This is a genomic window from Anaerococcus sp. (assembly GCF_030825785.1).
Classification (GTDB): Bacteria; Bacillota; Clostridia; order Tissierellales; family Peptoniphilaceae; genus Anaerococcus.
Genome location: NZ_JAPJPG010000009.1, coordinates 1 through 12,908, shown reverse-complemented (window position 1 = coordinate 12,908; position 12,908 = coordinate 1). Strand labels below are relative to the sequence as shown.

Here is a 12,908-nt window from a genome sequence, read left to right as displayed (position 1 = left end):
TTAGTTTTCTAAAACTTCTATTGCGCATTTGAGTCCATCAAGGGCAGAAGAGACTATTCCTCCCGCATATCCTGCTCCTTCACCGATTGGTCTTAGATTTTTATACTTGGTGGAATAATTTTCTCTCACTATTCTTACTGGGGAGGATGTTCTAGTTTCTACACCTGTTAGTATTGCATCTGGATTCTTGAATCCATGAAGTCTCTTATCGAATACTTCAAGGGCTTCTTTTATAGCGTAATTAATTTTATCTGGATAGATTTCATTTAAGTTAGCTAGCTTAAATCCGGTCATTATACTAGGCTTAATTGATCCAAGCTTAGTCGTTGGTCTATTTTCATAGAAGTCTTCTAGTCTTTGAACTGGAGCCTTGTTGTTTGCTCCTCCGAGGAGAAAGGCTTTTTTCTCAATTTGTCTTTGAAAATCTATTCCAGAAAGATTGCCTGGGCCTAGGATTTCCTCATTTACAGTACATACTATAGCAGCATTGGCATTTGTATTTGACCTGTCATGATAGCTCATACCATTTACGCAAAGCTCATTTTCTTCACTTGAGCCGTTAACTACAAATCCTCCTGGGCACATGCAAAAGCTGTATACAGAAGTATTTTTTTCTTTATTGGTGTAGTTTAGTTGGTAGCTTGCCTGAGGGAGTCTTTCATCTTTGATCTTGTATTGGCTTAGATTTATATGATCTTGTAGGTGCTCAATCCTAAAGCCAACTGCAAAAGGCTTCTGGACAATTTCTATATATTTATCGAGCATGATGAAGCTATCTCTAGCGGAATTGCCTAAGGCTAGGATGTATTCATCTGCCTCGTAAGAATCTTTGTCGGTAATTAGACTTGCGATTTTCGAATCTTTAATTTCCAGATCTATAAACTTCTCTCCAAAATGAAAGCTTCCTCCCATAGCTTCGATTTCCTTTCTAATATTTATAATTACTTTTCTTAGAATATCAGTGCCTACATGAGGTAGGTGGTCGTAGAGGATATCTTCGGGAGCTCCATTTTCTACAAATATTTTAAATATTTCTCTACTTCTTTTATCCTTAGACCTAGAGGTGAGTTTGCCGTCAGAAAATGTTCCAGCACCGCCTTCTCCAAATTGGATATTAGATCTTGGATTAAGATATCCGCCATTATTAAAGTTATCAATAGTCTTTACTCTTTCTTCTATTCTTTCACCTTGTTCAATTATGGTAACTTTAACTCCTCTTTTAGCTAGAGTGTAGGCAGCGAAAAGTCCAGCAGGACCAGCTCCAACTATGATAGCAGATTTAACCTTGTTCTTATTCTCTATTTCTAGCTTTTCTTCCTTGTATTCACTGATATTATGCTTAAGCTTTTTGTAGATTTTAGGACTTACTTCGGTATCAATTAGTACTTGGTAGACATAGTAAACACCACGTCTTGCATCGATTGATTTTTTGTAAATCTCAAATGAATCTATTTTTTTATTTATAGTTTTTTCTATTTCTTTTTTTATATCTTCATAGCCCTTGTCAAAGGGAACTTTTATATTTCTTAGAAGTAACATATATCCTCCATTTTTAATTATTGTACCTGAAAAAAGATATGAGTAATTAAATTTTTAAAGTAGAATGTATATGAAGATTTTGTAAAAATATTTAAAGGATTTATTATGTGGTTAATTTTATCGATTCTTTCGGCCTTTTTTGCAGCAGTAACATCAATACTGGCTAAAATCGGGATCGAAAATGTCAATTCGAATCTTGCTACTGCTATCAGGACCCTAGTAGTAGTTGGAATGAGCTGGTTTATAGTTTTTATTACAAATGCCCAAAGTGGTATTCATGATATATCTCATAAATCTTGGATCTTTCTAATTTTTTCAGGACTTGCAACAGGATTTTCTTGGCTTTGCTATTACGCAGCCATTAAAAACGGCGAGGTATCCAAGGTTACAGCGATAGATAAGACAAGTGTTCTTATAACCTTTGTTCTATCCTTTATTTTTCTAGGGGAAGAATTTAGCAGAAAATCCATCATAGGTGCAATACTCATAGGTATTGGAAGTCTTGTCATGGTTATCTAGGGGCTTAGGCCTCTTTTTTATTTGTTAATTTTATGTATAATGATATTAAGAAGTAAAGGAGATTTTATGGCTGATAAAAATTCGACCTATGCAATCGAAAGAATTAGAAATATTTACAAAAATTTAGAAAAAATAATCGACTCTGTTCCAGATCCTATGCAAGATAAGCTTAGAAAAATCATCCTAAATGATGAAGAGCTTAAAAGGGTCATGGATGATATGGATAATTATAGACCGCCTAGGATTTTTCTTATGGGTAGGACTGGAGTTGGGAAAAGCTCTCTAATCAATGCTATTAACGGAAGATATCTCGCTCCTGTAAATGATGTCTACTCTCAAACCGAAGCATGCGATATGTACGATTATGAGGAAAATGGCGAAGTTCTAATGCAGATTTTAGACACTAGGGGAACTTCCGAGTCTCTTGCCCTTGATGAGAAGATATCAGCAGAAGATAAGATAAAAAGCGAAGTAAAAGATTTTATGCCTGATGTGACAATCTTTATGCTAAATGCTAGTCATAGGGATGATGTCTTAACAGATGTTAAGTTTGTTAAAAGTATTTGTGAAGATTATAAAAAGGCAAATGGGGTAGACTTGCCAGTAATAGTTGCCATAAACAAGGTGGATGAGCTCGCTCCATCAAGGATAAAGGATCCAAAGGAGTATCCTATAAGCAAGAGTAAAAATATTAGTGAAGTTGTTAAATATTATGGCAAAATCATAGAAGAAGGAGACCTTGAAGTTAAGGAAATAATCCCTGTTTCTTCCTTGATTGATTGGATGATTGAGGATGAATTTATAGATGTCGATTCTATAAATGATCTTTCCAAGTCTAGACTAAGTGATCTTGAAATTCAATTTGATGGGAGATTCGGTATTGATAATCTAATCGATGCTTTAGAAGAGTCCATAAGCGATTATGATGCCATAGTGGGTTTAAGGCTTGCTTGTAGGATAAATATGGTCTTAGCAAATCTCAGTGATAAGTTTATAAACATGTTTTCAGGCTTTGCTGCAACTGTAGCCATAACCCCAATACCCATAGCTGATATTTATCCTCTGATAGGTCTACAAATCGCCCTAGTAAGCCTAATAGCAAGTCTTTCTGGACGAAATATCAGCAAGGAAACAGCCAAGGAATTCCTCTTATCTCTAGGAGGAGTAGGTCTTGCTGGAAATCTCTTTAGACTTGGGTCCCAACAATTATCTAAGCTTTTAAATCTAATCCTTCCAACTGCTGGAACTGCAGTAAGTGCAACAGTAGCTGCTATGGGGACCAAGGCAATTGGCGAAGCGAGTAAGAGCTATTACATAGAAGGCATCGATTTAGCTAAGGTTAAGAATGAGTATAAACATAGGGTTAAGGATATTAAGAAAAAAGATAAGGAAAGTAAATAAGATATTTGCCTAAGGGGATAAGCTTTCTCTTAGGTTTTTTATTACTTTATAAATTATTAGTTCTATATTATAATTAAATAAACGAAGAAAAGAGGTGAATTTATGGATAAGCAGATGTCTTTGGGTATTGATTTTATAGAAGATAGGAGAGAGAGCCTTCATATTTGTAAGGATAACAAAAAAGTCGATATGTCTATAGAAGAAATATTCGATCATGATAAATACGATTCGATTTTGGCTGTTACTTACTCAATATCTACTTCTTTCCTTAATAAATATATCAAGGAATTTAACAAAGTAGAGATTATAGTTGGAATAAATGAAGATAAGGTCCAACATTCTGCCAATCTTTTTGCCAAAAATCTCAAATCACAGATAAAAGAAGTCCTTAAAAACACGAGCATCAAGACCTACCAAGGTCTTGATATGGATATGAAAAGAAAGCTAGAAGAAAAATCATTTGAGGTGAAAGTTCCTTTTGGAGCAACGATTCACTCCAAATTCTATCTACTAGAAAATAGGAAAAGTTCTGAAAATAGGATAATTCTAGGATCTTGTAACTTATCAGAGATGGCTTTTAATAATACTACAAGCCAATACGAGAATATTATAATATATGATAATAGCGAGCTTTTTGATATTTATAAAGATTATTATGAGTCTTTAGCTGATATCACAACTAACTACTTCCCAAAAGAGTTAATGGTAGCTAACAAGAAGAAGCTAGAAAATATTAAAGATAGGGACTCGGTAATTGTCTTAACTAACGAAGAAGTAGAAAAAATTAAGAAAAGTCAAGTAATAGATTTAATCCTAAAAGTAGAAGGCTTTAAGGCAAATTCAACTATTCCACCTGATGCCATAGGACAGATTAAGGACATGGACGAGGATAAGAAGGCCCTCGATGATGAGAAAATTAGAGAAAATGACTTGGATAATCAAGCCTATAAGCTAGTTCGTGAATCGGTAAATAATAGAACTAAAGAGACTGCAATCAAGAAGTCTCCTGCTATCAAAAAGCTTGTCAACGATACAATTAAGACTATCAAAGTAAATGCTGATATAGATTCAGATGAGAGAGCGCTTTTATTCTCAAAGCCGGAGACTAGAAATATAGGAAAGGGAAACAGTGGTTTTCTAGTTAAAAGCGAGCTTACAGATGAATATATTCCTTTTGGAGAAAATAAAGATATAGAAGAAATAAGAAAGGCTCTAAGCCTACTCGATGAGTTTATACATACATTCGAATCCTTTGTCCATAAATATGATGATAAGTACGGACAGAGGATAATGGAAGCAATATTTTATGCTTTCACAGGTCCGTTTCTCTATGAGATTAAAAAACTAGCTAGAACTAGCGAAGATAGAAATGATATTCCCCAATTTCTATTTATTGGAGGAACTGCAGGAAGTGGTAAGTCTTCTCTAATAAAAATGATTAACAAGATGCTTGGACTAAGTGATAAGGCTTATTATAATTTCTCTGAACTTGCAAGCGGAACCCAGGCCAAGGCCAATAGGGTCAAGGTAATCGAAGGCCGGGCTAGGGAAGATAATGTATACCCTATTATAATAGATGAATTTTCCATAGAATTTTTCACAAAAGCAAACTATGGTTGTGATCTAATATTAAATACAACAAATAGTCAAGTTGAAATAGTAAGTCCCTTTCCTGTAACTATAGGTACTACTAATGCTGATGGGTATACACTCCCTCCTGAAGCAAGGAGAAGGTCATATTATCTAAAAATCGACAAGAAGTTTGACGATAAATATAAGAAAGATTCTCCTTTAGTATACAAGGATATTTATGAAAAAATGAATAATGACTTGTTTACCGATTTTTCTCTAAAAATGGCAGATAGACTTGATAATAGTGATGAATATGAATGGAATCACTTTGCCTATGGAGCAGGTAAGGTTGACTTTTTGTATCAGACAAGAGAGATTTTTAGAGAATATTATAAGTCCTGTGGCATGCCTCTACCAAGGTATTTTCCTACTAGAAGGTACACGGATGATTTTGAATCCAATCAGGAAAAGCGGAGAAAATTATATAAAAGAGCAGGGGAGAAGGAATTTGTCTTCGATATAGAATCGGGTTCTTTATTTTTCAATACAGCGACTATTGATGAAAATAAGGGAAATTATGAAAAGCCATCAGAAATCTACAAGCAAGCCCTAGATCAAAGTGTCCTTGTAGGGACGATAGGAGGGCTAGATATAGAGCTAGATGCCAAGGCCTTTTTTGAATGGATTGAAGTAAGAAATCCTTATATAGAAGACTATAAGAAATACTTAAGAGATTTCTATTATGATAAAGATAAAAAGATTAGAAAAGAAAATGGGAAAATAATATTTCCAATAGATAAAACTTCGAAAGATAGCAATATAATAAAACAAAGTCTGACCTATATGTCAAAAGATACACTGATAGAAAAAAGTGATAGCGAGTTTTATTTTGATGAAGATAAGCTTCTTAAATGGCTGGGGATTGAAGAAAGCAATATCCTGTCTAAGTTTTTGGACAAATTTAAATAGAAGTAAGGATTAATAAATGATTGAGTACTTTTTTAGACACGGTGAAGACCTTAATACCAATATTAAAATGCCTATAGTATGGGGAATTTTGATGATATACTTGATAGCGGTTTATAAATTAAGATATAAAAGAAAAATTCTTTCTATACAATTGGTATGTCTATCTATCGTGGAGATAGCTTTGTTTCTCTGGTATTATGCTGGCAGAAAATTATTTTTAAGAGAAGGCCTACCCCTTTATCATTGTAGGATAGCTGCTCTTATGATGGCTATTAGTTTTTTTTCTAAAAATTATAAGCTAAGTAATTACTTTGCCTGGCTTGGGATCATAGGCACACTTATAGCCTACAGCTTCCCAGATCCTTCGAAGTATCTTTGGCCACATATAACAAACCTTACCTATATACTAGGTCACATCTTATCTATAGGATCTGCACTTATGATACTTGCAAATGAGAGAAGAGAACTTGACCTTAGTTTTATTTGTAAACTAACCTTAACCATGAATCTCATAATTTACCTTTTAAATAAAACTTTGTCCGCAAATTATGGTTACTTAAATAGCTTGCCAGATTCCCTAGCTATAAACGTCGTAAGCCCAGTCTTGTATATAGGTATAAGTTTGGGACTCATTTTTCTAATATATTCCCTAAGTAAGATAAATTTCAGGAAAATTTTAACAATTATTGAGTAGGAAATACTTGCTCGATAACTAAAAAGACCTGTCAAGCTAACAAATAATCGCTTAAGAAAATAGGAGGGTGAAATCAGAGAGTACTTATGTAAACTATGGAGATTATTATAAGGATTTTCAATCGTGCTTTAAATTTATTAATAAATTTATAGAAAATATTCAATAAATTCTAACTTTATGATATAATAATTAAAAGAAGTAATTGGAGGTATTCTATGAGAAAGAAATTTGCTAAGTCTATAAAAATAGTTTTACTAATTATTTTGCTGATTCTTGGATATTTTATAGTTAGAGATAATTTTCTTACTAAGAAAACTATAGCAGTAGTGCATAATCATCAAAATATCAACCCTATAAAAATCGCCCTAGATGACAACAGAATAGATACCAACGATGTCGATACAAGTAGGATGGATATCGAAATGTGCAAGAGGAAGATAGAAAGAGTTGATGGTGTTATTTTTGCCGGAGGAAACGACTTTGATCCAGAGATTTATGGTGGAGATAGAAACCTTGTTGAGGAATATAGCAGGGAAGATGATGAAAAGAGTCTTGCTATTTTAGATTATGCAATAGGACTAGAAAAGCCAATTTTAGGTATCTGTAGGGGTATGCAACTTATTAATATCTATTATGGTGGAAGTCTCTATGATGATTTGGAAAAACAATTCTCTAAAGAAATAATTCATAGAGGAAGTGATAAGACCCTTACTTACCATGAGATTAACATAAATGAAGGTTCAAGACTATCTAAAATAGTTGGCTCTGATAGGATTGAGGTAAATTCCTACCATCACGAGGGAATAAAGGATTTGGCAGAAGGCTTAAGTGTGAGTGCTACAAGCGATGATGGCCTAATAGAGGCAATAGAAAATCCATATTACTCTTACATGCTAGGAGTGCAGTGGCATCCAGAGCTTTCTTATGAAAATGATAAATACTCTAAAAAAATCCTAAAAGATTTTGTAAAACATTCGAATGCGGGTAAGAATTAACTATGAACTATGTAAATGATTATGAAAAATCAGGGAAAATTGGAAAATATAAGAAATGTATCTTAATGAGCAAGTCTCCCAGAAGGAGGGACTTGCTTAGTTTTCTTAAGCCAGAAATTGCCTCTATAAGAATCGACGAAAGAGCTATCGAAGAAAAATATATGGAAAAGTACAAGGACTGTGACTTCATAGAAAGATCCGGCAAGACCTGCGCCGAGATTGCCAAGGCTAAATCCGATGTCGACTTAGTTAAAGATTGCCTTTATATATCGTCTGATACTATGGTTATCCTGGATGATAAAATATATGGCAAGCCAAGAGACATGGCCGAGGCGAGGGGTATGTTTATGTCATATTTTGGCAAAAGTCACTTTGTAATAACTGGAGTCTGCTTAAGGAGTAAAAATTATTTGGATGTTTTTTATTCTATAGCCGAAGTTAGATTTACCGATTACTATAGGGCTTTGGATGGTATAATTGATGATTATTTAAAGGAAGAAAATGTAATGGATAAGGCTGGGGCCTATGGGATCCAAGACCTAGATCCTAGACTTATTTCTTATATAAATGGAGATATAAATGCTATAATTGGTCTTCCAGTGAGTGAAGTTAGTAGAAGAATTTTAGGAGAGTAAAATTGATAAAATATGTTTTGTGGGACATTGATGGAACTTTATTAAACTTTCACCTAGCTGAAGAAAATGCCATTAGAGCTTGTTTCGATCAGTATGGTTTGGGTGACTTATCAGATGATAGGCTAGGAGTTTATAGAAAGATTAATAATAAATACTGGAAGGCCCTAGAAAGGGGAGAAATCACTAGAATTGAGGTACTAGAAGGAAGATTTAGAGAATTTTTTGAAAAATACGGTTATAATACCGAAATTGTCAGTGACTTTAATATATCCTTCCAGGAAAATTTGGGTAAGACTTATGTTTTTAATGACAAGGCCTACGAAACCCTTAGCAAACTTTCAGGAAAATATAAGCAATACGCAGCAACCAATGGGTCTGCCATAGCCCAAGAAGGAAAGCTTAAAGGAGCAGGACTAGATTCTATTTTTGAGGACGTATTTATATCAGAAAAAATAGGATTTGAAAAACCGAGTATTGAGTTTTTTGACTATATATTCGATACTGTTGGGTCTAGAGAAAAGTCTGAATATGTGATAATAGGAGATTCCTTGACCTCTGATATAAGAGGAGGAAACAATTCTGGCATCAAGACTATTTGGTTTAATCCTGATAGGTTAGAAAAAGATAGAGATACTGATTTCGACTATGAAGTAAATAGCTTAGAAGAAGTGCTCGATATATTGTAGGTTACTATGGAAGAGAAAATAATAAAAGATAAATTATTGGAAAATTTCCTAAAATATGTATCTATTTCTAGCCAATCGAATGAAGAAAATAAAGACATCCCCTCTAGCAAGGGCCAGCTAGTTCTAGCTAAGAAACTTGCCAAAGAATTAGAAGAACTCGGAGCTAATAACATTAGGATAAATGAGTATGGAGTTTTGCAAGCTGTAATTGAAGCCAAAGGAGTTGATGAAAAAAAGACTCCAAAAATCGGCTGGGTATGCCATCTAGATACAGTTGATGTCGGACTAAGCCCCGATATAAATCCTAGAATCGAAAAATCCTACGATGGGACAGATATTATCCTAGATTCAAGAGAAAATATCGTAATTAGCCCAAGTGAAGAAAAGAGCCTAGAAAAATATATTGGGGATGATCTAATAGTTACAGACGGTAAGTCCGTATTAGGAGCAGATAATAAGGCAGCCATTGCAAATGTCATGACAGCTATCAGCTATCTTAGAGAAAACCCATCAATAGATCACGGTAAAATCTATATAGCCTTTGTTCCAGATGAAGAAATTGGCCTAAGAGGAGTACGTAAGATTGACTTCGATAATTTTGATGTCGACTTTGCTTACACTATTGATTGTTGTGAGCTTGGGGAGCTCGTATATGAAACTTTTAATGCAGCAGGTGGTTATCTTACAATTAAAGGTCGTAGCGCCCATCCCATGTCAGCCAAAAATAATCTCATAAATCCAATAATGATAGCCCATGATTTTATATCTATGCTTGATAGGAGTAAGATGCCCGAGCATACAGATGGAAGGGAAGGTTACATTTGGATCACAGATATTAAATCTGATGTAATTAATTGTGAGGTCAAATTCAACATAAGAGATCATGACAAGAAAAAATTTCTCAATAAAAAGGCTTATCTAATGAAAATCACCGATGCACTTAGCGAAAGATACAATAAGGCAAAAATTGAAATCAAGATAGAAGATACTTACGCCAATATTTTAGATAGTGTAAATGAAGATAATTACCTTGCTATTGAAAAACTAAAAAAAGCTTTCGATAAACTAGCTATTAGACCTAAAATAATCCCTATGAGGGGTGGAACCGATGGGTCTTATTTATCTACGAGGAATATATTAACCCCAAATTATTTCACAGGAGCTCATAACTTTCATTCAAACAAGGAATTTATCCCTATGAATTCTTTCTATAAGTCTTTCCTAGTAACTTTAGAGCTTATGAGCATATAGGCATCTTATAGCTTTATTTATAAAAAAAGGTATATTAAATAGGAAATTCATAATATTTATAAGGAGGAAATATGGATAAAAGTGGGCCCAATCTGAGGCTTAATTAAATAAGGCTAGTTGAGGTTTACTTATTCATGCCTCGATTAGTTAGTCTAATGGAGGTAAAAATGACAGATAAAAATTATGATGTAGAAAGGCTTAACAGGACCCAAGAGATGATCAATAAGATGGATCCTGTTGATATAGCCGACAAACTTGAAATTTTGCCAGAGAAGGACGTAGCGATTTGGATTAAGCTACTTAAAAAGGACCTTTTAGCAGATGCATTTACTGAACTAAAACCTGAAAACAAGGCGAGAATTGTAAATATTCTATCAGAAGAGAAGATAAAAGATCTGGTAAGAGATTTGGATGAGGATGAGCTTGTAGATACCCTACAGGAGCTACCTGCAAATATCACGAAGAAACTTATGACCTTCCACATAGATAAGGATAGGAGAAAGGTCGTCAATGAGCTTTTAGGCTATCCAAAAGAGTCAGTCGGCTCTATAATGACAGTTAACTTCTTGTCAGTGAAGGAAAATATTAGTCCAAAACAAGCTCTCGATAAGATAATACAATCAGATCTAGATGCAGAAAAGCTTGAGCAAATATGGCTAACCAACAACTCACTAGTCCTTATGGGTTTTGTCTACATAGCAGATCTTATAAGATATCAAGATAAGTCCCTAAAGGATTTAGCCAATAGTATAAATGCAACAGTTAATCCTAACGATGACCAAGAAGTTGTAGCTAAACTTTCCTATAAGTATGATTTGGGAGAAGTACCTGTAGTTGATTCTGAAAACAGACTAATCGGTATAGTTCCAGCAGAAGATGTAATCGATGTTGCACACGAAGAGTTCCAAGAAGATATGTCAAATATAACAGGTATTTCTGATAATTCTGAATCTTACTTAGTTGAATCGAGCTTTAAAATTGCAAAAACAAGGACTACTTGGCTTATAATATGCTTACTCACAGCGACTATGACAGGTTTTATAATCCACAGATACGAAAATTTACTTGCAAGTGCTGTAGCCCTAACAGCGTACATTCCAATGCTTATGGATTCGGGTGGAAATGCTGGAAGTCAGGCTTCTACAACTGTAATTACATCTCTATATAGAGGAGATATTGGATTTAAAGACTTTTTTAAGGTGGTTATGAAAGAATCAAGCATTGGTCTAATAACCGGTATATTGCTTGTAATCATTAACTTTATAAGGCTAATGATTTTAGATCAAGCTCAAATTGGAGTCAACCTTACAGTATCGATTACCCTATTACTTACAATAATATTTTCCAAAGTCATGGGTGGAGTATTGCCGCTAATAGCAGATAAATTTAATATAGATCCTACGGTAATGGCAGGACCACTCATTACAACAATAGTTGATACACTTGTACTTCTAATATATTTTGAAGTTGCATCAATTTTGTTGGGACTTTAAATTCAAATTAATTTCATCCCCTTAATCAGTAAAAAATGATTAAGGGGTTTTTTAATGTAGCAGACTTGAAATTTAATAATTTAGATTTGATGTAAATTCTTTATTATTTTTTATATTGTTGAGATGAAACTCAGTGATCTTTTTTTGATTGTACAGATTACTTATGAGGTATAATTAGCAGGAGAGGTATTTATGACAAAGGGAATGATAAAATTGAGTGATGGGACTGATATTTACTATGAAGAGTTTGGATTTGGAGAAAGCCTTTTCCTTATTCATGGAAATGCTGGCGATTCGTCCTATTTTGAATACAATATTGGGGCGCTTTCTAAGAAATTTCACTTATATCTCATAGATTTTAGAGACCATGGCAAAAGTGATAATTCTAGAGATAAGCTTAGCTTTGATCTTATGGCAAGCGATCTTAAGGAGATTTTTGAGAAACTGTCTATAAAAAGGGCAAATATTTTAGGATTTTCTGATGGAGCAAATCTTGCCCTTTTATTTACAATCAGATATCCTGTTCTAGTAGAGAAATTAATTTTAAATGCTCCCAACATAAGATTTAGTGGAACTAAGCTTTTGAGTAGAATAATTAGCCTTGGGGAGAATATTTTTTGGAATATATTGCCCTTTTTTAAGAGAAATAAGAGGGTTGCTGCCTTACTTTTGAAAGACTTAAGATTAAATAGGACGGACCTAGGAGATATTAAAAGTGAGGTTTTGATAATAGTTGGATCTTACGATCTAATAAGGCTTGATCATGTAAAGAATATTTCTGAATCAATCGATCGTTCAAGGCTTGTTATAGTAAAAAAAGCAGGCCATAAGCTAGCGAGATCTCATCCCTATTTGTTTAATAAACTTGTAGTAGAATTTATGGAGGGAAGTAATGAACAAATTAGGAAATAAAAAGAAAGCTACGATATTTTTATCCTTGGTCTTACTTGCTCTTATTGCTTTTATAGTAGGAAAGGCAAGTAAAGATCATTATATTAATGGCTTACTTCTTGTCTTTGCCATACTTTCATTTACAGGAATAGGATTTCTATCTAAAGACCTTTTTAGGAAAATTAAAGAAAAGTATGGTGACTTCGCCCTAAGAGTAATTAAAGAGCTCATACAGAAAATAAATAGTATATTTATAATTCTAT

The 12,908-nt window shown here is 33.8% G+C and carries 11 protein-coding genes and 1 pseudogene; 11 read left to right on the top strand and 1 reads right to left on the bottom strand.

Annotation, left to right across the window (positions count from 1 at the left end; translation table 11 throughout):
- Nucleotides 1-1,539 (bottom strand): NAD(P)/FAD-dependent oxidoreductase, encoded by a 1,539-nt coding sequence (locus RCH56_RS02380; protein WP_306483398.1) that lies wholly within the window; start codon nucleotides 1,537-1,539, stop codon nucleotides 1-3.
- Nucleotides 1,540-1,644: 105 nt separating this feature from the next.
- Here RCH56_RS02380 and RCH56_RS02375 point away from each other — a divergent pair, with 105 nt between their 5' ends.
- The 11 genes and pseudogenes from RCH56_RS02375 to RCH56_RS02325 form a co-directional block, all read left to right on the top strand.
- The gene (locus tag RCH56_RS02375; protein WP_306483397.1) at nucleotides 1,645-2,058 is read left to right on the top strand and encodes an EamA family transporter; all 414 of its coding nucleotides are present in this window, start codon (nucleotides 1,645-1,647) and stop codon (nucleotides 2,056-2,058) included.
- Between the two features lie 66 nt (nucleotides 2,059-2,124).
- On the top strand, nucleotides 2,125-3,459 hold the full coding sequence (locus RCH56_RS02370) for a GTPase (protein WP_306483396.1): 1,335 nt from the start codon (nucleotides 2,125-2,127) through the stop codon (nucleotides 3,457-3,459).
- Nucleotides 3,460-3,561: 102 nt separating this feature from the next.
- Nucleotides 3,562-6,000, top strand: coding sequence for a phospholipase D family protein (locus tag RCH56_RS02365; protein WP_306483395.1), 2,439 nt, complete (start codon nucleotides 3,562-3,564; stop codon nucleotides 5,998-6,000).
- Nucleotides 6,001-6,016: 16 nt separating this feature from the next.
- On the top strand, nucleotides 6,017-6,694 hold the full coding sequence (locus RCH56_RS02360; RefSeq protein WP_306483394.1) for a TIGR02206 family membrane protein: 678 nt from the start codon (nucleotides 6,017-6,019) through the stop codon (nucleotides 6,692-6,694).
- Between the two features lie 215 nt (nucleotides 6,695-6,909).
- The gene (locus RCH56_RS02355) at nucleotides 6,910-7,689 is read left to right on the top strand and encodes a gamma-glutamyl-gamma-aminobutyrate hydrolase family protein (RefSeq protein WP_306483393.1); all 780 of its coding nucleotides are present in this window, start codon (nucleotides 6,910-6,912) and stop codon (nucleotides 7,687-7,689) included.
- Nucleotides 7,690-7,691: 2 nt separating this feature from the next.
- Entirely contained in the window at nucleotides 7,692-8,324 is a 633-nt protein-coding gene (locus RCH56_RS02350; RefSeq protein WP_306483392.1) for a nucleoside triphosphate pyrophosphatase, read from the top strand.
- A 2-nt stretch (nucleotides 8,325-8,326) separates the two neighbouring features.
- A complete protein-coding gene (locus tag RCH56_RS02345) occupies nucleotides 8,327-9,010 on the top strand; it encodes a YjjG family noncanonical pyrimidine nucleotidase (protein ID WP_306483391.1) in 684 nt (227 codons plus the stop codon).
- A 6-nt stretch (nucleotides 9,011-9,016) separates the two neighbouring features.
- Entirely contained in the window at nucleotides 9,017-10,261 is a 1,245-nt protein-coding gene (gene pepT, locus RCH56_RS02340; protein ID WP_306483390.1) for a peptidase T, read from the top strand.
- A gap of 167 nt (nucleotides 10,262-10,428) precedes the next feature.
- Nucleotides 10,429-11,754: a magnesium transporter gene (gene mgtE / locus RCH56_RS02335; RefSeq protein WP_306483389.1), complete on the top strand. Its 1,326-nt coding sequence runs from the start codon at nucleotides 10,429-10,431 to the stop codon at nucleotides 11,752-11,754.
- Between the two features lie 192 nt (nucleotides 11,755-11,946).
- On the top strand, nucleotides 11,947-12,666 hold the full coding sequence (locus RCH56_RS02330; protein ID WP_306483388.1) for an alpha/beta fold hydrolase: 720 nt from the start codon (nucleotides 11,947-11,949) through the stop codon (nucleotides 12,664-12,666).
- A pseudogene (locus RCH56_RS02325) lies at nucleotides 12,647-12,908 on the top strand (hypothetical protein); the annotation flags it as partial. The gene RCH56_RS02330 and the pseudogene RCH56_RS02325, both read left to right, overlap by 20 nt.

What these genes read in the sequence shown, in the direction of transcription:
- RCH56_RS02380 (WP_306483398.1), bottom strand. Translation starts at nt 1,539, where the DNA reads ATGTTACTTCTAAGAAATATAAAAGTTCCCTTTGACAAGGGCTATGAA.
- RCH56_RS02375 (WP_306483397.1), top strand. Translation starts at nt 1,645, where the DNA reads ATGTGGTTAATTTTATCGATTCTTTCGGCCTTTTTTGCAGCAGTAACA.
- RCH56_RS02370 (WP_306483396.1), top strand. Translation starts at nt 2,125, where the DNA reads ATGGCTGATAAAAATTCGACCTATGCAATCGAAAGAATTAGAAATATT.
- RCH56_RS02365 (WP_306483395.1), top strand. Translation starts at nt 3,562, where the DNA reads ATGGATAAGCAGATGTCTTTGGGTATTGATTTTATAGAAGATAGGAGA.
- RCH56_RS02360 (WP_306483394.1), top strand. Translation starts at nt 6,017, where the DNA reads ATGATTGAGTACTTTTTTAGACACGGTGAAGACCTTAATACCAATATT.
- RCH56_RS02355 (WP_306483393.1), top strand. Translation starts at nt 6,910, where the DNA reads ATGAGAAAGAAATTTGCTAAGTCTATAAAAATAGTTTTACTAATTATT.
- RCH56_RS02350 (WP_306483392.1), top strand. Translation starts at nt 7,692, where the DNA reads ATGAACTATGTAAATGATTATGAAAAATCAGGGAAAATTGGAAAATAT.
- pepT (WP_306483390.1), top strand. Translation starts at nt 9,017, where the DNA reads ATGGAAGAGAAAATAATAAAAGATAAATTATTGGAAAATTTCCTAAAA.
- mgtE (WP_306483389.1), top strand. Translation starts at nt 10,429, where the DNA reads ATGACAGATAAAAATTATGATGTAGAAAGGCTTAACAGGACCCAAGAG.
- RCH56_RS02330 (WP_306483388.1), top strand. Translation starts at nt 11,947, where the DNA reads ATGACAAAGGGAATGATAAAATTGAGTGATGGGACTGATATTTACTAT.